Below are 19,341 nucleotides of genomic sequence, written 5' to 3'. Positions count from 1 at the left end.
CGTAGGCCGCAACGTCCGATTCTTCCCGCCTCTCCCAGCGTGCCGGCGCCGGTCGATTCTGCGGGTGCTCGGTCGGGCGCGGATGCGCTACCATGCGGCTTCCTTCAGCTACGCCTGTATCAGCACCATGCATTGTCCCTTCTGCGGTGCCCATGACACCAAAGTGATTGACTCGCGACTGGTCGCCGAGGGCGATCAGGTGCGCCGGCGCCGCGAGTGCCTGGCCTGCGGCGAACGTTTCACCACCTTCGAGACCGCCGAGCTGGTCATGCCGCGCCTGATCAAGCAGGACGGCAGCCGCCAGCCGTTCGACGAGGACAAGCTGCGCGCCGGCATGCAGCGTGCCCTGGAGAAGCGTCCGGTCAGCGTCGAGCGCCTGGAAGCGGCCATCGGCCACATCAAGCACCAGTTGCGCGCCACCGGCGAGCGCGAGATCAAGTCGCGGGTGCTGGGCGAACTGGTGATGGCCGAGCTGCAGAAGCTCGACGAAGTCGCCTACATCCGCTTCGCCTCGGTTTACCGGCGCTTCCAGGACCTCAACGAATTCCGCGAGGAGATCGAACGCCTCGCCCGCGAGCCGGCCAAGGAATGAACGCCGCCGACCCGCTGTACATGGCCCGCGCCCTGGAACTGGCGCGCCAGGGGCTGTACTCCACCCATCCGAATCCGCGCGTCGGCTGCGTGCTGGTCAAGGACGGCCAGGTGGTCGGCGAGGGCTGGCACGTCCGCGCCGGCGAGCCGCACGCCGAGGTCCATGCCCTGCGCCAGGCCGGCGAGAATGCACGCGGCGCCACCGCCTACGTGACCCTCGAGCCTTGCAGCCACTTCGGCCGCACCCCGCCGTGCGCCGATGCGCTGGTGGGCGCCGGGGTGGCGCGGGTGGTCGCGGCGATGCAGGATCCCAACCCCGAGGTCGCCGGTCGCGGCCTGCTGCGTCTGATGCAGGCCGGTATCGCGGTGCAGAGCGGGGTCCTCGAGGCCGAGGCGCGGGAACTCAACATCGGTTTCATCAAGCGCATGGAGCATGGCCTGCCGTTCGTCCGGGTCAAGCTGGCGATGAGCCTGGACGGGCGCACCGCCATGGCCAGCGGGGAAAGCCAGTGGATCACCGGCCCCGCCGCGCGTTCGGCGGTGCAGCGCTTGCGCGCTCGCTCCAGCGTGGTGCTGTCCGGCGCCGATACGCTGCTGGCGGACGATGCGCGGCTCAACGTTCGCCCCGACGAACTGGGCCTGAACGCCGAGCTTACCGCGCTCGCCGCGGCTCGCCAGCCGTTGCGGGTGCTGGTCGACGGGCGCCTGCGGGTGCCGCTGGAATCGGCGTTCTACCAGGCCGGTCCGGCACTGGTGGCGACCTGCGCCGCCGCCTCGGCGCGCGAACGCTTCCAGGACGCCGGTCACGAACTGCTGGCGCTGCCCTCCGCCGAGGGGCATGTCGACCTGCACAAGCTGCTCGTGGAACTGGCGGCGCGCGGCGCCAACGAAGTGCTGGTGGAGGCCGGCCCCCGCCTGGCCGGCGCCTTCGCCCGGCTGGGGCTGGTGGATGAGTACCGGCTGTTCGTCGCGCCGAAGTTCCTCGGCTCCAGCGCCCGTCCTTTGCTCGACTGGCCGCTGACGCGGATGGCCGATGCGGCGCAGTTGCTGATCGACGACATCCGCGCGGTGGGCGACGACTGGCTGGTCACCGCGCGGCCCCATCCGCGGGACGCTTGAACTTCGCTGCGCGGCGACGCGGCGGACGATGCACAAGCGGCGCAACTGTGGTAAAACGCCACACGGCCATCTCGGTGGCCGTAACGTTCTCAGGGCGGGGTGAAAGTCCCCACCGGCGGTAATGGCGCGCAAGGCGCCTAGCCCGCGAGCGCTTGCCGGACCGGCCACCGCCGGACGACAAGGTCAGCAGACCCGGTGCGATTCCGGGGCCGACGGTCATAGTCCGGATAAAGAGAGAACGGGATTGCCTGCCTGGGCGTACCCTGTGCGCCCGCAAGATCCCCTTCGATCCAAAAAGCCCTGTTTTTCACGAAACAGGAGTTCGTCATATGTCTTCATCTTGGAATACCCGCGCTATGGCACGCAGGCCGCTCGGCGTCGCGCCGGCCATGCTGCGCGCCTGTGCGGCGGAAAAACGGGAGGTCGCATGTTCACCGGCATAATCGAATCGATCGGCAGCGTCCGCGCGATGACGCCCAAGGGCGGCGACCTGCGGGTCTACATCGCCACCGGCAAGCTCGACCTGGGCGACGTCAAGCTTGGCGACAGCATCGCGGTCAACGGCGTCTGCCTGACCGCGGTGGAACTGCCCGGCGATGGCTTCTGGGCCGACGTCAGCCGCGAGAGCCTGGCGCGCACCGCCTTCCAGCACCTGAAGGTGGGCAGCCGGGTGAACCTGGAAAAGGCCCTGACGCCGACCACCCGCCTCGGCGGACACCTGGTGAGCGGCCACGTCGACGGCGTCGGCGAGGTGCTCAAGCGCGAGGAGAACGCCCGCGCCATCCAGTTCACCGTACGCGCCCCGCGCGAACTGGCCAGGTACATCGCGCACAAGGGCTCGATCACCGTCGACGGCACCAGCCTCACGGTGAACGCGGTGAACGGCGCGGAGTTCGAGCTGACCATCGTCCCGCATACGCTCAGCGAAACCATCATGGCCGAGTACCAGCCCGGACGCCGGGTCAACCTCGAGGTCGACCTGCTGGCCCGTTACCTGGAGCGCCTGCTGCTTGGCGACAAGGCCGCCGAGCCCAGCGCCTCCGGCATCAGCGAAGCGTTTCTCGCCGAGAACGGTTTTCTCAAGTAACCCACGAATTGCATAAGGGGGTGCCCATGGCACTCAACACGATCGACGAACTGATCGAAGACATCCGCCAAGGCAAGATGGTCATCCTGATGGATGACGAGGACCGCGAGAACGAAGGCGACCTGATCATGGCCGCCGAATGCGTCCGCACCGAAGACATCAACTTCATGGTCAAGCATGCCCGCGGCCTGGTCTGCATGCCGATGACCCGCGAGCGTTGCGAGCGCCTCGGCCTGCCGCTGATGGTGCAGCGCAACGGCTCCGGCTTCGGCACCAAGTTCACTGTCTCCATCGAGGCCGCCGAGGGCGTCACCACCGGCATCTCCGCCGCGGACCGCGCCCGCACCGTGCAGGCTGCGGCGGCGAAGAACGCCGTGGCCGCCGACATCGTCAGCCCCGGCCACATCTTCCCGCTGATGGCCCAGCCAGGCGGTACCCTGGCTCGCGCCGGGCACACCGAGGCGGCCTGCGACCTGGCGCGGATGGCCGGGTTCGAACCGTCCGGGGTGATCTGCGAGGTGATGAACGACGACGGCAGCATGGCTCGCCGGCCCGAACTGGAGGCGTTCGCCGCCGAGCACGGGATCAAGATCGGCACCATCGCCGACCTGATCCACTACCGGCTGATCCACGAGCGCACCGTCGAGCGCATCGCCGAGCAGCCGCTGGACAGCGAACTGGGCCACTTCAACCTGATCACCTACCGCGACTCGGTGGAGGGCGACGTGCACCTGGCGCTGACCCTCGGCAAGGTCTGCGCGGAAGAGCCCACCCTGGTCCGCGTGCACAACATGGACCCGCTGCGCGACCTGCTGCAGGTCAACCAGCCGGGCCGCTGGAGCCTGCGCGCGGCGATGACCAAGGTCGCCGAGGCGGGCAGCGGCGTGGTGCTGCTGCTCGGCCACCAGATCGGCGGCGACGACCTGCTCGCCCATGTCCGCGAGATCGCTTCGGCGCCGGCCCCGGCGCCCAAGGCCACCACCACCTACAGCACCGTCGGTGCCGGCTCGCAGATCCTGCGTGACCTCGGCGTGCGCAAGATGCGCCTGCTGAGTGCGCCGATGCGCTTCAATGCGATATCCGGTTTCGACCTGGAAGTTGTAGAATACCTGCCCGCCGAATAAGGCCTGTCCCGCCCGCCGCGTGCAAGATCGCGGCGGGCGCTATGCTGGACCGACCTTTCGACCCTTTTCGCTCGGGGCGCAACGGCGCCCCGGCTCTTTAACAGATGAGACCTGCTCATGACCCTGAAGACCATCGAAGGTACCTTCATTGCTCCCAAAGGCCGCTACGCCCTGGTGGTCGGCCGCTTCAACAGCTTCGTCGTGGAAAGCCTGGTCAGCGGCGCCGTCGACGCGCTGGTCCGCCACGGCGTGGCTGAAAGCGAGATCACCATCATCCGCGCCCCGGGTGCCTTCGAGATCCCGCTGGTGACCCAGAAGGTCGCCCAGCAAGGCGGCTTCGACGCCATCATCGCCCTCGGCGCGGTGATCCGTGGCGGCACCCCGCACTTCGAATACGTGGCCGGCGAGTGCACCAAGGGCCTGGCCCAGGTGTCCCTGCAGTTCGGCATCCCGGTCGCCTTCGGCGTCCTCACCGTCGACTCCATCGAGCAGGCCATCGAGCGCTCCGGCACCAAGGCCGGCAACAAGGGCGCCGAAGCCGCGCTGTCGGCCCTGGAAATGGTCAGCCTGCTGGCGCAGTTGGAGGCCAAGTGAGCAATCAAGACAGCGGCAACCCGGCAGCCAAGCCGCCGAAAGGCAAGACCGCCGCTCGCCGCAAGGCCCGCAGCCTGGCCGTCCAGGCCCTGTACTCCTGGCAGATCGCCGGCCAGCCCCTGCACGAGATCGAGGCGCAGTTCCGCACCGACAACGACTTCTCCGAGGTCGACGGCGCCTACTTCCACGAGATCCTGCACGGCGTGCCGCGACAGAAGAGCGAGCTGGACTCCACCTTCGAGCCCTGCCTGGACCGCCCGCTGGCCGAGATCGACCCGGTCGAGCTGGCCATCCTGCGGCTGTCCACCTACGAGCTGCGCAACCGCATCGACGTGCCCTACAAGGTAGTGATCAACGAGGGCATCGAGCTGGCCAAGACCTTCGGCGCCACCGACGGCCACAAGTTCGTCAACGGCGTGCTCGACAAGCTGGCGCCGCGCCTGCGCGCAGCCGAGCTGCGCGGCGGCAAGCGCTGATCCCGCGCCGGCGGCGTCATGGGTGAGTTCGAGCTGATCCGCCGCTTCTTCGCCGCGGCCGCCTGCGCGGCGCCGGCGACGGAGGTGGCCCTCGGCATCGGCGACGACTGTGCCCTGCTGGCGCCGCCTGCCGGCGAACAGCTGGCGGTCTCCACCGACACCCTGGTGGAAGGTGTGCATTTTCCCGCCGGTTGCGACCCTTTCCTTCTTGCCCAGCGCGCCCTGGCGGTCTCCGCCAGCGACCTGGCGGCGATGGGCGCCGCGCCCCTGGCCTTCACCCTGGCCCTGACCTTGCCGAAGGCCGAAGCCGAGTGGTTGCAGGGCTTCGCCCGCGGCCTCGACGCCATGGCCCGGCAGTGCGGCCTGGCCCTGGTCGGCGGCGACACCACGCGCGGCCCGCTGAGCATGACCCTGACCGTATTCGGCAGGGTTCCGGCCGGCCAGGCGCTGACCCGCGCCGGTGCGCGCCCGGGCGACCTGCTCTGCGTCGGGGGCCCGCTCGGCGAGGCTGGAGCGGCGCTGGAACTGGTGCTGGAGCGAAGATCGGCGCCCGCCGAGGTGGCCGAACCGCTGCTGGCGCGCTACTGGACGCCGGCCCCGCAATTCGGTCTGGGCCTCGCCCTGCGCGGCAAGGCCAGCGCCGCCCTGGACATCTCCGACGGGCTGCTCGCCGACTGCGGGCATATCGCCCGCGCTTCCGGCGTCGCCCTGCTGGTCGAATGCCAGCGCTTGCAGGCAAGCGCCGCGTTGAGCGGCCTGCTCGCCGGCGAGGAAGCCTTGCGCCAGCAACTGGCCGCCGGCGACGACTACGTGCTGGCCTTCACCCTGCCGTCTGCGTACCTTGGCGAGATTCGCGCCGCGTGGCCGGCCATGGCCGTCATCGGCCGGGTCGAGGCGGGGCAGGGGGTGCACCTGCTCGACGCCGACGGAAAGGAACTCATACCGGCCGTGGCCGGCTACCAACATTTCGGAACCCAACGTGACTGAGCATCCTGATCAGGCGCCGGCGCAGCCGGTGCCGCCGTCGGTCTGGCGCAATCCCTGGCATTTCCTCGCCTTCGGCTTCGGCTCCGGCACCCTGCCCAAGGCGCCGGGCACCTGGGGGTCGCTGGTGGCCATCCCGTTCATCCCGCTGTGGCAGATGCTGCCGGACTGGGGCTACTGGCTGATGCTGGGAGTGACCATGCTGTTCGGCTTCTGGCTGTGCGGCAAGGTCGCCGACGACCTGCGCGTGCACGACCACGAAGGCATCGTCTGGGACGAGATGGTCGGCATGTGGATAACCCTCTGGCTGGTGCCGGAGGGCTGGTGGTGGCTGCTGATCGGCTTCGTCGTGTTCCGCATCGTGGATATTCTCAAACCCTGGCCGATCAGTTGGGTGGACCGCAACGTGCACGGGGGCGTCGGGATCATGCTCGACGACGTCCTGGCCGGGGTATTCGCCTGGCTGGTCATGCAGGGTCTAGTCTGGGGATGGGTACACTGGCTGGTCTGAGGCCTCCCATGCGTCTGCTCGTCCTGTTCTGCTGCCTGTGGCTGCTGCCCGGCGTCGCTTCCGCCGCCCCCTCCGTGGGCGAGATCCGCGTGGTCAGCGAAACCTGGACGCGCTACACCCAGGAGGACGGTCGCGGGGTGGCCTGGGATCTGCTGCGGGCCGTCTACGAGCCGGCCGGGGTACGCCTGCGGATCGCCAACGAGCCCTATACCCGGGCGGTCGGCCTGGTCCTGCGCGGCGAGGCCGACGCCTGGGTCGGCGCCTACCGCGGGGAAATCGACGAAGCGCTTTACCCTCGCTGGCCCTATGACGTCGATCCGATCGCCGTGCTTTCCCTGAAAGACAATCCGCCGCCGCCACTGGAGGGCCTGAGCCGGTTCCGCCTGTCATGGATGCGTGGCTACGCCTTCGCCCGCTATTTCCCTACCCTGACCCCGCACAGCGAGTTGCAGCGCCGCACCTCGGCGCTGCCGATGCTGCTCAACCACCGGGTCGACTATTTCATCGATTCGCGTCCGGAACTGGAGGAAATGCTCGCAGGGGCCGGAGCGCTGGCGGCTGAGTACCGCATCACCGACGTCACTCGGTTGCCGCTGTATCTTGGCTTCTCCGATTCCCCCAGGGGCCGTGAGCTGCTGGCGCTGTTCGACCGGCGCATGCGGCAGTTGCATGCCAGCGGCGAGCTGGAGCGGATCTTCGCCCGCTGGAACTGGCCCTATGCGCCGTTGAAGGCAATCCTGCCACCCAAGGAGTGATCATGCTGCGGCTGTGCGTCGCCCTGTTTTCCAGCGTTCTCGCGTTGTCCTCGCTGGCCGCGCCCCAGGTGTTCGTGGTCGGCCTGTTCCCCGGCGCGGCGGTACTCAACGTCGATGGCCAGCGCAAGCTGGTCAGGGTCGGCCAGACCGGCCCGCAGGGCGTCCAGGTGGTCAGCGCCGACAGCCGCAAGGCGGTGCTGCGGATCGACGGCGTCGAGCGCACCTACGAACTGAGCCGCGAATACAACGAGGCGGGCTATTCGGCGCCGCAGCGGCAAAGCTTCAGCATCGCCCGCGGTACGGGCGGGCACTATTGGGTGGCCGGTTCGGTGAACGGGCAGAACATGCAGTTCCTGGTGGATACCGGCGCCACCAGCATCGCCATGAACGAGAACGAGGCGCGCCGCCTGGGTATCGATTACCGGGTGGACGGCAAGCCGATGGTCGCCTCCACTGCCAGCGGAACCTCGCGCGGCTGGCGGGTGACCCTGGACCGGGTGAAGATCGGCGGTATCGAGTTGCTGGGCGTCGAGGCGGCGGTGATCGAGGGTGGCTATCCGACCGAAGCCCTGCTCGGCATGAGTTTCCTCAACCGGGTGCGTTGGCGCGAGGAACAGGGGATGCTGCTTATCGAGGCCAAGCATTGAATGTCGCTCGCTCATAACCCGGGGTTCTATTCATCGTCCATCTCGATAGGTATTTGCGGCATTTCGAGCTGACCGGGCGCCGGACGCTGCTGGTACAATGGCGGACTTCCGTTTCCCTAGGAGTTCCCCGGTGTCCGTCGTGTTCGTCGCCGCCTCCAAACTGCCGACTCCCTTCGGCGAATTCACCATGCATGGTTTCCTCGACGAGGAGAGCGGCAAGGAACATGTAGCCCTGAGCATGGGCGACATCGCCGATGGCGCGCCGGTGCTTGGCCGCCTGCATTCCGAATGCCTGACCGGCGACGCGCTGTTCAGCCTGCGCTGCGATTGCGGTTTCCAGCTGGAAGGCGCGCTTGCCGCCATCGCCGAGGAGGGCCGCGGCGTGCTCCTCTACCTGCGCCAGGAAGGTCGCGGCATCGGCCTGCTGAACAAGATCCGCGCCTACGAGCTGCAAGATGCCGGCGCCGATACCGTCGAGGCGAACCTGCAACTGGGTTTCGGCGCTGACCAGCGCGACTACGCCATGTGCCAGCCGATGCTCGCGCACCTGGGCGTCTCCTCCCTGCGCCTGATGACCAACAATCCGCGCAAGGTCAAGGCGCTGGAAAGCTACGCCATCACCGTGGCGGAGCGCGTGCCGCTGCAAAGGGGCCTGAACAAGCACAACAGGCGCTACCTGGCGACCAAGGCCGGCAAGCTCGGGCACATGCTCGGCAGCCTGCACCAGGGCGAGGCGGAAACCACGTGAGTCGCCAGCAAGCCCGCGGCGCGCTGGGACGCGCCTGGTGGTTGCAACTGGCGTTGGCGCTGTTGCCGCTGATCCTGGTCGAGTTCTTCCTCGGCGAACTGCAACCCCTTCCCCATGGTCTGGCGATGCCGCTGTTCATCGCCGCGCTGCTGTCGATGTTCGTCAACCTGCCGCTGTTCGGTGCCTACAAGCGTGGTCTCATCGCCACCCAGAAAGCGCTGGATACGGCGGAGGAAGCCGCCGCCTGGACCCGTCTGGCGCAGGTGCGCCGCAAGGCCCTGTTCGGCGCCAGCCTGCCGGCCTGGATCGGCGTGCCGGGCGTGTTCGCCGGGCTCAACGGCGTTGCGCTGATCCTGCTCGGGGTCACCAGCCTGGTGCTGTTCTGGCTCTACCGTATTCCGCGTCAACTCGGTTGATGCGCTCGTTCTGGCTGCTCGCCTGCCTGCTCCTCAGCCTTTCCGCCGGGGCGGCGCAGCGGGTGGTCAGCCTGGCGCCTTCGCTGACCGACAGCGTCCTCGAACTCGGCGCCGCGCGCCGCCTGGTCGGCGTGCTGGATGGCGGCGAGCGTCCGGCGGCGATTGGCGACCTGCCTTCCGTCGGCCGCTACGGCCAAGTCAATCTCGAACGCTTGCTGGAACTGCAGCCCGATCTGATCCTGGTCTGGCCCGGCAGCGTGCCCGAGGCGCAGTTGCAGCGCCTGCGGGACTTCGGCATCGCCCTCTTCATCGCCGAACCGCACAACCTCGACGAACTGGCCCTGCAACTGGCTGCGCTGGGCGAGGCATTGGGCGAGGCCGAGGCCGGCCAGCGGCTGTCGACCAGGTTCCGCGAAGGCATGCAGCGCCTGGCCGAGCGCTACCGGCGGGACAAGCCGCTGAAGGTGTTCTACCAGGTCTGGGACCGGCCGCTGTACACCATTGGCGGACGCCAGGTGATCAGCGATGCGCTGCGCGTTTGCGGTGCCGAGAACCTGTTCGGCGACCTGCCGCAGCCGGCGCCGCAGGTCAGCGTCGAGGCGGTTCTGGCGCGCGATCCGGCGGTCATCGTCGCCGGCAGTCACGCCCAGCTCGAACTCTGGCGGCAATGGCCGGCGCTGGCGGCGACGCGGCGCGGACAGCTGCACCGGATCGAAGACAAGAACCTCGAGCGGCCGAGCTTCGCCATGCTGGCGGCGACCGAGAAACTCTGCCGCTCGCTCGCCGGGGCGCGCTGAACGCTTGCCGGTATCGCGCTGTACCGGCGGATAACGCCGGTGGCGTTATTCGTCCTACGGGCAATTGGGGGGTAGGGCGAATAACCGCAACGCGGTTATCCGCCGTTGTCGCTGGGTTTGGCGCTACTGCCGGTCGAGACGCTGGCGTACTGCCTTTTCGATGCCCGCGGCATCCAGGCCGCATTCGGCGAGCATCTCGCTGGGCTTGGCGTGTTCGACGTAGTAGTCGGGCAGGCCCAGTTGCAGCAGCGGGACTTCGAGGCCCTCGCTGGCGAGGAACTCGCCGACCGCCGAGCCGGCGCCGCCCATCACGGCGTTTTCCTCGATGGTCACCAGCAGTTCGTGGCTGCCCGCCAATTCGCGTACCAGGGCTTCGTCGAGGGGTTTGACGAAACGCATGTCGACGACCGTGGCGTCGAGGCTTTCGGCGACCTTCATCGCCTCCGCCAACTGCACGCCGAAGACCAGCAGTGCGACCCTGCCGCCGCGCCGACGGACCACGCCCTTGCCGATTTCCACCGGTTGCAGGTCCGGATCGATCGGATGGTTGGGGCCGCTGCCGCGTGGATAGCGCACCGCGGCCGGGCCATCGAACAGATAGCCGGTGGTGAGCAGCTTGCGCAGCTCGTCCTCGTCGCTGGGGGTCATCACCAGCATGCCGGGGATGCAGCGCAGGTAGGAGATGTCGAAGCTGCCGGCGTGGGTCGGGCCGTCCTCGCCGACCAGGCCGGCGCGGTCGATGGCGAACAGCACGTCGAGGTGCTGCACGGCGACGTCATGGATCAACTGGTCGTAGGCGCGCTGGAGGAAGGTCGAGTAGATCGCCACCACCGGCTTCATGCCCTCGCAGGCCATGCCGGCGGCCAGGGTCACGGCATGCTGTTCGGCGATGGCGACGTCGAAGTAGCGTTCCGGGTAGCGTTCGCTGAAGGCCACCAGGTCGGAACCTTCCTTCATAGCCGGGGTGATGCCGAGCAGGCGCGCGTCCTGGGCGGCCATGTCGCACAGCCACTGGCCGAAGACGCTGGAATACTTGGGTCCGCCGGTCTTCTTCGGCGCACTGCCGGGAGCTTCCAGCTTGGTGATCGCGTGGTAGCCGATCGGATCCAGTTCGGCCGGGGCGAAGCCCTTGCCTTTCTTGGTCACCACATGGAGGAACTGCGGGCCCTTCATGTCGCGCATGTTGCGCAGGGTAGCCACCAGGGTCGGCAGGTCGTGGCCGTCGATCGGGCCGATGTAGTTCCAGCCGAGTTCCTCGAACAGGGTGCCGGGGACCAGCATGCCCTTGGCGTATTCCTCGGTGCGCCGGGCGATCTCCCAGGCCCCGGGCAGGCGCGAGAGCACCTTCTTGCTGCCCTCGCGCATGCTGCTATAGGTGCGGCTGGAGAGGATCTTCGCCAGGTAGTTGGAGAGCCCGCCGACGTTGTGCGAGATCGACATGTCGTTGTCGTTGAGGATCACCAGCATGTCGGCGTCGACTTCCGAGGCGTGGTTGAGTGCCTCGAAGGCCATGCCGGCGGTCAGCGCACCGTCGCCGATCACGGCCACCGACTTGCGCTCCTTGCCTTGCAGGCGGGCGGCGATGGCCATGCCCAGGGCGGCGCTGATGGAGGTGCTGGAGTGGCCGACGCCGAAGGTGTCGTACTCGCTCTCTGCGCGGCGCGGGAAGGCCGCCAGGCCGTTCTTCTGGCGCAGGGTGCCCATCAGCTCGCGGCGTTCGGTGAGGATCTTGTGCGGATAGGCCTGGTGGCCGACGTCCCAGACCAGGCGGTCGTCCGGAGTGTCGAAGACGTAGTGCAGGGCGATGGTCAGCTCGACCACGCCGAGGCCGGCGCCGAAATGACCGCCGGTCTGGCCGACGGTATACAGCAGGTACTGGCGCAGCTCGTCGGCCAGGGTTTCCAGGTCCGCCTCGCCCAGCCGGCGCAGTTCGGCCGGCGAAGAGGCGCGGTCGAGCAGGGGCGTGGCGGGGCGCTCGCGGGGAATCTCATGGAGCGTCTTGGGCATCAGGCTGTCGTTATGCAATCCGGAGAGGCCAGCAGTTTACCTGATGCACCGGCCGCGCCCAAGCAAGGGAGCCCCTACCTTTGCCGGGGACTTCCGACGACCCGTCGGTCAGTTGCGTCGCTCGACGATGTAGCGGGCCAGTTGGCGCAGCGGGTCGGCGCTCGGCGGAAAACCGTCGAGGGCGGCCAGGGCCTGGTCGCGCAGCTCCAGGGCATAGCCTTTGGCGGCCTCCAGGCCGAGCAGGGCGGGATAGGTCGGCTTGTTGTGCGCCTGGTCCTTGCCCTGGGTCTTGCCGAGGGTGGCGGTGTCGCTTTCCACGTCGAGGATGTCGTCCTGCACCTGGAAGGCCAGGCCGATCGCCTCGGCGTAGCGCTCCAGGGCGGCCAGCGCGGCGGGCTCGGCGCGACCGCTGGCGAGGGCGCCGAGGCGCACGCTGGCTTCGATCAGCGCGCCGGTCTTGTGCCGGTGCATGACTTCCAGGGCCGCCTGGTCGAGGGCTACGCCGACCGAGCCGAGGTCGATCGCCTGGCCGCCGACCATGCCGGCGGAGCCTGCGGCGCGCGCCAGGCGGGTGAGCATTTCCAGACAGACGGCATGTTCCTGCGGATTGCGCCGGGTGTCGGCGAGCACTTCGAAGGCCAGCGCCTGCAAGCCGTCGGCGGCGAGGATCGCGGTGGCCTCGTCGAAGGCCCGGTGGGTGGTCGGCTGGCCACGGCGCAGGTCGTCGTCGTCCATTGCCGGCAGGTCGTCGTGGACCAGCGAGTAGGCATGGATCAGCTCCACCGCGCAGGCCGCGGCGTCGGCGCGCTGCGGCGCACCGCCGAGGGCCTCGCAGGCGGCGTAGGCGAGCAGCGGGCGAACCCGCTTGCCACCGTTCATCACGCTGTAGCGCATGGCCTCGTAGAGGCGTTGCAGTTCTTCGCGGGGAGCGACGAACAGGGCGTCCAGGGCGGCATCGACGCGCGCCTGGCAGCGCGCCTGGTAGGCCGCGATCATGCCTCGTCGCCTTCCGCATCGAACGGCGCTTCGCTGAGCTCGCCGTCGCGTTCGAGGAGGATCTGTACCTTCTGTTCGGCCTGGCTCAGCGACGTCTGGCATTCGCGGGTCAGGCGGATGCCCTGCTCGAAGGCGCCCAGCGACTCTTCCAGCGACAGCTCGCCGCTTTCCAGGCGTTCCACCAGGGTTTGCAGCTCGGTGAGGGACTGTTCGAAATCGAGGGTTTTCTTGCGGGCCATCGGGGGAGTCTCGGCGAGGTGTACAAAACCCCGCGACACTAGCAGAGGGGCGGGGGCCGGGCAAATCGGCGGAAGGTCGCTACGACCGATCGGGACGACCATGGCGGCGGCCTTGGCTAAGGTGGAGAGAGGTCCAGCGAGGAGGAGCCGACAGGCGATGCGCATCCAGGAGGTCCGGGAACGCAGTATTCCCCTTTCCCGTTACGCCGGCGTGGCGGCTGCCACCGGTGGTTTGAGCACCAGCCTGGTGGCGGTGCTCACCGATGCCGTGCGTGACGGTCGGCGTGTGGTCGGCTACGGCCACGCCTCGGTAGGGCGCTACGCCCAGGGCGGGCTGATCCGCGAGCGTTTCGCCCCGCGCCTGCTGGGGGCTCCGGCGGACAGCCTGGCGAGCGACGATGGCAGTGGCATCGATCCGTTGCGTGCCTGGGACCTGATGATGCGCGACGAGAAGCCCGGCGGCCACGGCGAACGCTGCGTCGCGGTGGGCGCCCTGGACATGGCCCTGTGGGATGCCGCGGCCAAGGCCGCCGGCCTGCCGCTGCATCGCTTCCTGGCGCGACGCCTGGGGCTGGCGGAAGACTATCCGCAGCGCGTACCGGTCTACGCCGGCGGCGGCTACCCCTATCCGCACGACGACCTGGGACGCCTGGAGGAGGAGCTGCGGCGCTTCGTCGATCTCGGCTACACCCACGCCAAGATCAAGATCGGCGCGGCCGGGCTGGACCAGGACCGGCGCCGTATCGACAGGGCGCTGCGGGTTCTCGGCGACGCTTCGCGGCTGGCGGTCGACGCGATGAACCGCTACGACGCGGGGGGCGCCGTCGACGCAGCGAAAGCCCTGGCGCCGCTGGGGTTGTGGTGGTTCGAGGACATCTGCGACCCCCACGATTTCCCTACCCAGGCCGAAGTAGCGGATATCTATCCGGGCCCCATCGGTGCCGGCGAGGCCTTGTTCTCCCTGGCCGAGGCTCGCCTGCTGGACCTCTACGGCGGCTTGCGGCGGGAGCGCGACGTGCTGGTCTTCGACCCCGTGCATTGCTATGGCCTGCCGGGCTACCTGGCGATACTCGACCACCTGTGCGCCCGGGGTTGGCCGCGCGCGGCCTTCCGCCCGCACGCCGGCTACCTGTTCAGCCTGCACCTGGTGGCGGCCCTGCGCCTGGGCTGGGCCGAGGCTACGCCGTCGGCTTTCCGGCCATTCGACGATTTCGCCGGTGCCCTGCCGTTTTCCTCGGGACTGGCGGGGTTGCCACAATCGCCTGGTATCGGCTTCGAGCGCCAGGCGACACTTGCCGGGCTGTTCCGCAAGCTTCTGGAGGTCTAGCGAACGGCGGTTGGCTGGGGTTGTGCGGAGGCATTAAAAAAGCCGGCTTGTGGCCGGCTTTTCTGGGGTGGGGTTGGCTTACTTCTGATAAGCCGCGCCTGCCTTAGGAATTCTGCATCGACGAGCCGAGGGCTCGTGAAGGAGGCGCTACTCTAGCAAACTCGGCCGGTCCTGCCCAGCATCCCGCGGGGCTCTATTTCGCCGGCTGCGAGCGGCGCCTGGCGAGAGCGCTCAGCACTTGGGCGACGAGGGCTTGGCCGGCTTGCTTTTCTTCACCGGCGATGCCTTGGGTAGCTGGGGCGCGGGAGCGGTATCCGGACTCAGACCCTCCACGCGGTAGCGCCAACCCTTGATGGCTGAGACCTGCCCGTCGGCGAAGCCCTTGCTGTCGGTCAGTTGCAACCAGTACTGGCGCTCCAGTTCCAGAAGCTGGCCCTGCAGCGTGCCGCCGGCGAAACTCTTGAGCGTGAAGGTCAGCAGCGGTTTTTGCCGCGAGGCCTTGGCCGGCGCGACCTCCAGCAGCCTGAGCGCAGCGAACAGGCGTGCGGCCTGCTCGGCTTCCGCCTCGCCCATCAACTGTGGCCTGGATGGGAACTGTCGCAGGCGGATGCCATCGTCCTTTTCGCTGGCTCGGGAAATGTTCAGCCGTACACCGTTGCCATAGGACAGGGTCAGCTCGCGCAACTGTTCGAATGGCAGGTCGGTCAACCGAGGGTCGAGCAGGGCCAGGTCGTTGACCGGCAGGCCGACCGTTCGGTCGATCAGCCAGGCCCGCTCATCGTCGGCCTGCCTGACCAACTGCCCGCCCTGCGAGGTGCGCTTGCCCAGCAACAGAACCAGCGACGGCGCGTCGCCGCGCTCCAGGGTGATCCGGCTGGCCTGGCCCTTGCCCTGGTCGGAGAGTCCCATGCGCTCGCGGTTTTCCGGCGAGGCGCTCTTTTCCTCCAGCAGGCGCGCGTCGGCCAGGCTGCGCAACAGCTGCCGGATGGTTTCCCCCGAGGCGGGATAGCCGTCCTTGCTGGCGAGCGTCCAGTCCTTGCCATCGCGCCTGGCGCGGATCGTCGGTTGGCCGGGGGTGGCGATGCACAGCGCGGTCACCTGGTGCGGTTTCAGCCCTGGCAGCCAGGCGCGGCTCGCAGGCGGTTGCGCGGGCGGTTGCTGCCGTTCGTGGAGCCAGCCCAAGGTTCCGGCGAACAGCGCCAGGGCGAGAGCGAGTCCCGCTATGCTACCCAGGCGCATGTCAGCCCCTCCTCCGGCGCATGCTGCGCCAGCTCCAATGCAGCAGGAGGAGCAGGGTGAGGAGCGCCGGCAGCAGGACCGTATTGGCCAGTTTCACCTGTTCCGCCAGGCGCTCGACATCGGCATTCAGTTGGAACTGCAATTGACGCAGTTGCTGGCGGATGCGCAATTTGTCATCGATGAAGCGGCGCAGCGTCGCTTCCATTTCCGGAGTCACCTCCTGGCCGCCGTCGTCCATCGATTGCTGCAGGGCCCGCAGGTTCTTGTCGGTATCGTTGAGGCTCTGCTGCAGCGCGTTGAGCTGTTCCTGGGCGCGCATCCCGGCTTCGCGTCGGAGCGCTTCCACGCGGGTGAACGGGCGCTTCGTATGGCCTCGCGAGCGTAGGTCGATCAGCGCGTCCGAACCGGAGAGATAGTCGAGGGCATTGCCGACGAACAGGTCGTTGTCCGCCCATACCTGCGGCTCGTTGTGGCCGGGCTGTTCCTGGAGCCAGAGCGGATTGCTCAGCAGGTCCGTATCGGCGACCAACAGCACATGGATGTTTGCGCTGTCGCTCAGGCCTTCGCCTTGCTTCCCGCGGTCCGCGGGGAAGGCACTCGTCGCCGGCCCCTCGACCTTGGCGGCCAGCACGTAGCGTTCTCCGGTCGGGACCAGGGTGGCGTTGAGCTGCTCCGTCGAGGATTGGCGGAAGCGCTCCAGCGACAGCGGCATGCTGTGCGCCGAGCTGTGCAGCAACGGAATGAAGCGCGTCGAGGCTCCGCCGAGAGGTTCGAGCAGGCCGACGCTGGCGAGGTTGAGGCTTTCCAGGCCGGTGGTCAGCACGTTGTCGTGGGGGAACGTGTCGCCGGGGAGGTGCAGCCAGGTCGGATTGCGCTCCGGGCGACGTTCGGCGTTGGGTTTGATCATGGCGAACGAGGCATCCGCCAGCAGGGTATCCGGCCGCAACTGGACGCCCCAGGAACGCAGCAACGGGGCCAGGTCGGAGCCTTTCCCGCCGTCCGCATCGGCGAGACTCAGAGGATCGACGAAGGCCAGCAGCTTGCCGCCGCGCAGGACGAACTGGTCGATGGCGTATTGGGTCTGTTCGGACAATTGCCTGGGGTGCACCAGCATCAACACCGAGATGTCGGCGGGGATTTCCGTCGAGGCGAGCCCCAGGGTGCGGATGTCGAACTGTTGGTAGAGCTTGTCCATCATCGCCCACGGCCTGCTGCCCGACTGCCCGTCGGTGGGCGCCTGCCCGGTCATCGGCAGCGAACTCATCAGGCCGACTACCGTGCGCTCCCGTTGCGCGAGCGCCTGGACCAGGCGGCTGAGATCGTATTCCAGAAGCGGCTCTTCTTCCGGCGAGAAGAACGGGATCACCTGGAGGCCGTCGGTTGCATCGGTGGCCGCCAGGCCAAAGTAGATGGCTTCGCCATTCGTGCCGATGGGCAGCGCTTGCAGGCCGAAGCGCGCGGCACGGTCCTCGTCGTCGGAGAATGGCAGGGGGTCGATCACGAACAGTCGGACATTGCCGTGGCTCCGCCGCGCATAGAGGTCCAGCACCTCCTCGACGCGGCGGGCGTAGTTGCGCAGGGCGGGCAGGTCACTGGCGCGGCTTTTCGAAAAGAACAGGTAGAGGTTGAGCGGTTCGTCGAGGCTGTCGAGGACTTCCTGGGTGCCGGCGCTGAAGGTGTAGAGCTTCTGCTGGGTGAGGTCGAACTGCTGGTCGCGCAGCAGCAGGCTGGACAGCAGGTTGAAAGCGAGGAACAGCAGGCCGACCAGCAGCAGGCCGACGCCCGAGTACAGGGTTCGTTTCATGGGTGTTTCCTACGCCGCCTTTTTCAGGTCGATGATGATGGTGGTGGCGACCAGCCAGGCGACGATCAGGCTGAAGAAGTAGGCCAGGTCGCGGACGTCGAGCACGCCCCGGCCGAGCGCCTCGAAACGGACCAGCACGCTCAGCGAGGCAATGCCGTCCAGCAGCCATTGCGGAAGCCAGCCGGAGAGCGCCTGTTGTACGTGGGGAGTGCCGGCGCCGACGAACAGCAGGCAGACGAGAACGGTCAGGGCAAAGGCGATGATCTGGTTCTTCGCCAGCGCCGACATGCAGGATCCGATGGCCAGGTAGCCGCCGGACAGCAGCCAGCCGGCCAGGTAGCCGGCGATGATCGCGCCGTTGTCGGGCGAGCCGAGGTAGTTCACCGTCAGCGGCATCGGGAAGGTCAGCAGCAACGCCAGCCCGGCGCAGAACCAGGCCGCCAGGAACTTGCCGGTGACCAGGGTGGCGCGGGAGACGGGCAGGGTCATCAGCATCTCGATGGAGCCGGACTTGCGCTCCTCGGCCCACAGGCGCATGGCCAGCGCGGGGATCAGCAGGAGGTAGAGCCAGGGCAGGCTGGAAAAGAACGGCGCCAGGTCGGCCTGGCCGCGCTCGAAGAAGTCGCCCAGGTAGAAGGTGGCCACGCCGGAGAGGACGAGGAAGATCAGGGTGAACACATAGGCGAGCGGCGTGGCGAAGTAGCTGCCCAGCTCGCGTCTGAAAATGGTGCCGATGGCGGTCATGCGGGGGTTTCTCGGGTCAGTTGGCGGAACACTTCTTCCAGTTGGCCGTGTTCGGTACGCAACCCGGATACCCGCCAGCCATTGCCGTGGATCAGGCGGTTGAGCGCGGGAAGGATCTGCGCGCCGGGGCGGGCCAGGATGGTCAGGGTGCCGGCTCGGTCGGGGCGTCCTTCGATACCGGCGACGCCGGGGAGCATGGCGATGGCCAGCGGGTCTACCGGTGCTTCGATGCTGAGGCTGACGGCATGGTGGTAGCGGCTGCGGGTCCTGAGTTCGCCCGGGGTGTTGTCGGCCAGCAGGCGGCCGCCGTTGATCACCAGGGCGCGGCTGCACATGAACGAGACTTCTTCGAGGATGTGCGTGGAAATCACCACGATCTTGCTTTCCGAGAGGTTCTTCACCAGTTGCCGGACCTGGTGCTTCTGATTCGGGTCGAGGCCGTCGGTGGGCTCGTCGAGCAGGAGCAGCTCGGGATCGTGGAGGATCGCCTGGGCCAGCGCGACGCGACGCTTGAAGCCCTTGGACAGGGTTTCGATGATGCTCCTGCGCTCATCCCGCAGCTCCATGCAGTCCATGGCGCTGTCGATGCGCCGACGTTTTTCCCGTCCGCTGTAGTCGCGGATGGACGCGACGAAGGCGAGAAAGCCCTCGACCGTCATTTCTCCGTAGCTGGGAGCGTTCTCCGGCAGGTAGCCGATCAGCTTCTGCGCCTGGCGCGCCTTGTCCTGCATGTCGAAGCCGAAGATGCGTATGCTGCCGGCGCTCGGCGCGAGGAAGCCGGAAAGCATCTTCAGGGTGGTCGACTTGCCCGCTCCGTTTGGGCCGAGGAGACCGACGATCTCTCCCCGGTCGATCCGGAAGCTCAAGTCGTTTACCACCGTCCGGCCGGAAAAGCGTTTGCTCAGTCTGTCTATGTCGATCATGGTTTCACTGGAAGTTGAGCCGTTTGCTGTTATGCGTAGGGGATCGCATGAGCGCGGTAGATTACCGGGAGTTATTGGCTGGTTTTTCCAGTGGGCTCTTTTTGAGATTAGTTACTTATATTGTTGGGAAACTTCCTACGAACTATCGTTAAAAGATGGAAGTTATCGAGACTTCCAGGGCAGCCCTGGAGCTGGCGCAGCGCCTTGGTTCCG

The 19,341-nt window shown here is 67.7% G+C and carries 21 protein-coding genes and 1 riboswitch; of the genes, 14 read left to right on the top strand and 7 right to left on the bottom strand.

Annotated features, from left to right (window positions below; translation table 11 throughout):
• Nucleotides 1-127: 127 nt before the first annotated feature.
• The 13 genes from nrdR to FOC67_RS21435 all read left to right on the top strand — a co-directional run bounded on the left by nrdR (nt 128) and on the right by FOC67_RS21435 (nt 9,849).
• Nucleotides 128-592: a transcriptional regulator NrdR gene (nrdR, locus tag FOC67_RS21495; protein ID WP_003107181.1), complete on the top strand. Its 465-nt coding sequence runs from the start codon at nt 128-130 to the stop codon at nt 590-592.
• Complete coding sequence (gene ribD / locus FOC67_RS21490) at nt 589-1,710, top strand: bifunctional diaminohydroxyphosphoribosylaminopyrimidine deaminase/5-amino-6-(5-phosphoribosylamino)uracil reductase RibD (protein ID WP_009313347.1); 1,122 nt, start codon at nt 589-591, stop codon at nt 1,708-1,710. Before nrdR ends, ribD begins: the two co-directional genes overlap by 4 nt.
• Nucleotides 1,711-1,791: 81 nt before the next feature.
• A riboswitch (FMN riboswitch) is annotated at nt 1,792-1,954 on the top strand.
• A 183-nt stretch (nt 1,955-2,137) separates the two neighbouring features.
• The gene (locus tag FOC67_RS21485) at nt 2,138-2,797 is read left to right on the top strand and encodes a riboflavin synthase (protein WP_003093316.1); all 660 of its coding nucleotides are present in this window, start codon (nt 2,138-2,140) and stop codon (nt 2,795-2,797) included.
• A gap of 26 nt (nt 2,798-2,823) precedes the next feature.
• Entirely contained in the window at nt 2,824-3,921 is a 1,098-nt protein-coding gene (gene ribBA, locus FOC67_RS21480; RefSeq protein WP_003093313.1) for a bifunctional 3,4-dihydroxy-2-butanone-4-phosphate synthase/GTP cyclohydrolase II, read from the top strand.
• 117 nt (nt 3,922-4,038) lie between these two features.
• The gene (gene ribE, locus FOC67_RS21475) at nt 4,039-4,515 is read left to right on the top strand and encodes a 6,7-dimethyl-8-ribityllumazine synthase (protein ID WP_003093311.1); all 477 of its coding nucleotides are present in this window, start codon (nt 4,039-4,041) and stop codon (nt 4,513-4,515) included.
• The gene (nusB, locus tag FOC67_RS21470) at nt 4,512-4,991 is read left to right on the top strand and encodes a transcription antitermination factor NusB (protein ID WP_003093308.1); all 480 of its coding nucleotides are present in this window, start codon (nt 4,512-4,514) and stop codon (nt 4,989-4,991) included. Before ribE ends, nusB begins: the two co-directional genes overlap by 4 nt.
• 18 nt (nt 4,992-5,009) lie before the next feature.
• Complete coding sequence (gene thiL, locus FOC67_RS21465) at nt 5,010-5,978, top strand: thiamine-phosphate kinase (RefSeq protein WP_009313348.1); 969 nt, start codon at nt 5,010-5,012, stop codon at nt 5,976-5,978.
• Nucleotides 5,971-6,486, top strand: a complete 516-nt coding sequence (locus FOC67_RS21460; protein WP_003093304.1) for a phosphatidylglycerophosphatase A — start codon at nt 5,971-5,973, stop codon at nt 6,484-6,486. The genes thiL and FOC67_RS21460 overlap by 8 nt, the downstream gene beginning before the upstream one ends.
• A gap of 8 nt (nt 6,487-6,494) precedes the next feature.
• Complete coding sequence (locus FOC67_RS21455) at nt 6,495-7,241, top strand: ABC transporter substrate-binding protein (RefSeq protein ID WP_003102821.1); 747 nt, start codon at nt 6,495-6,497, stop codon at nt 7,239-7,241.
• Between the two features lie 2 nt (nt 7,242-7,243).
• A complete protein-coding gene (locus FOC67_RS21450) occupies nt 7,244-7,888 on the top strand; it encodes a TIGR02281 family clan AA aspartic protease (protein ID WP_003093301.1) in 645 nt (214 codons plus the stop codon).
• A gap of 130 nt (nt 7,889-8,018) precedes the next feature.
• Nucleotides 8,019-8,636, top strand: coding sequence for a GTP cyclohydrolase II (ribA, locus tag FOC67_RS21445; protein WP_009313349.1), 618 nt, complete (start codon nt 8,019-8,021; stop codon nt 8,634-8,636).
• Nucleotides 8,633-9,052, top strand: coding sequence for a hypothetical protein (locus FOC67_RS21440; protein ID WP_003102818.1), 420 nt, complete (start codon nt 8,633-8,635; stop codon nt 9,050-9,052). Before ribA ends, FOC67_RS21440 begins: the two co-directional genes overlap by 4 nt.
• Nucleotides 9,052-9,849: a cobalamin-binding protein gene (locus FOC67_RS21435; RefSeq protein WP_009313350.1), complete on the top strand. Its 798-nt coding sequence runs from the start codon at nt 9,052-9,054 to the stop codon at nt 9,847-9,849. The genes FOC67_RS21440 and FOC67_RS21435 overlap by 1 nt, the downstream gene beginning before the upstream one ends.
• Before the next feature lie 123 nt (nt 9,850-9,972).
• On the opposite strand, the gene dxs is transcribed toward FOC67_RS21435, so the two are convergent.
• The 3 genes from dxs to FOC67_RS21420 all read right to left on the bottom strand — a co-directional run bounded on the left by dxs (nt 9,973) and on the right by FOC67_RS21420 (nt 13,091).
• Complete coding sequence (dxs, locus tag FOC67_RS21430; RefSeq protein WP_003102816.1) at nt 9,973-11,856, bottom strand: 1-deoxy-D-xylulose-5-phosphate synthase; 1,884 nt, start codon at nt 11,854-11,856, stop codon at nt 9,973-9,975.
• Between the two features lie 108 nt (nt 11,857-11,964).
• Entirely contained in the window at nt 11,965-12,852 is an 888-nt protein-coding gene (ispA, locus tag FOC67_RS21425; protein ID WP_003132406.1) for a (2E,6E)-farnesyl diphosphate synthase, read from the bottom strand.
• Nucleotides 12,849-13,091, bottom strand: coding sequence for an exodeoxyribonuclease VII small subunit (locus tag FOC67_RS21420; protein WP_003093283.1), 243 nt, complete (start codon nt 13,089-13,091; stop codon nt 12,849-12,851). Before FOC67_RS21420 ends, ispA begins: the two co-directional genes overlap by 4 nt.
• A gap of 157 nt (nt 13,092-13,248) precedes the next feature.
• On the opposite strand from FOC67_RS21420, the gene FOC67_RS21415 reads away from it, so the two are divergent.
• Nucleotides 13,249-14,418, top strand: a complete 1,170-nt coding sequence (locus FOC67_RS21415) for a mandelate racemase/muconate lactonizing enzyme family protein (RefSeq protein WP_009313352.1) — start codon at nt 13,249-13,251, stop codon at nt 14,416-14,418.
• A 231-nt stretch (nt 14,419-14,649) separates the two neighbouring features.
• Here the strand turns inward: FOC67_RS21415 and FOC67_RS21410 are convergent, their stop codons facing one another.
• From FOC67_RS21410 to FOC67_RS21395, 4 genes are read right to left on the bottom strand one after another with little or no spacing between them, the layout of a single operon-like run.
• Nucleotides 14,650-15,657, bottom strand: a complete 1,008-nt coding sequence (locus FOC67_RS21410; RefSeq protein ID WP_009313353.1) for a DUF4340 domain-containing protein — start codon at nt 15,655-15,657, stop codon at nt 14,650-14,652.
• Between the two features lies 1 nt (nt 15,658).
• Nucleotides 15,659-17,461, bottom strand: coding sequence for a GldG family protein (locus FOC67_RS21405; protein WP_009313354.1), 1,803 nt, complete (start codon nt 17,459-17,461; stop codon nt 15,659-15,661).
• 9 nt (nt 17,462-17,470) lie between these two features.
• The gene (locus FOC67_RS21400; RefSeq protein WP_003110515.1) at nt 17,471-18,205 is read right to left on the bottom strand and encodes an ABC transporter permease; all 735 of its coding nucleotides are present in this window, start codon (nt 18,203-18,205) and stop codon (nt 17,471-17,473) included.
• Nucleotides 18,202-19,128, bottom strand: coding sequence for an ABC transporter ATP-binding protein (locus FOC67_RS21395; RefSeq protein WP_003093264.1), 927 nt, complete (start codon nt 19,126-19,128; stop codon nt 18,202-18,204). Before FOC67_RS21395 ends, FOC67_RS21400 begins: the two co-directional genes overlap by 4 nt.
• Between the last annotated feature and the right edge of the window lie 213 nt (nt 19,129-19,341).

Source organism: Pseudomonas sp. FDAARGOS_761 (assembly GCF_013343155.1).
In the GTDB taxonomy this organism is placed as follows: Bacteria; Pseudomonadota; Gammaproteobacteria; order Pseudomonadales; family Pseudomonadaceae; genus Pseudomonas; species Pseudomonas aeruginosa.
Note: the sequence above shows the minus strand (reverse complement) of the source record. Positions and strands in the feature narration are given on the sequence as shown.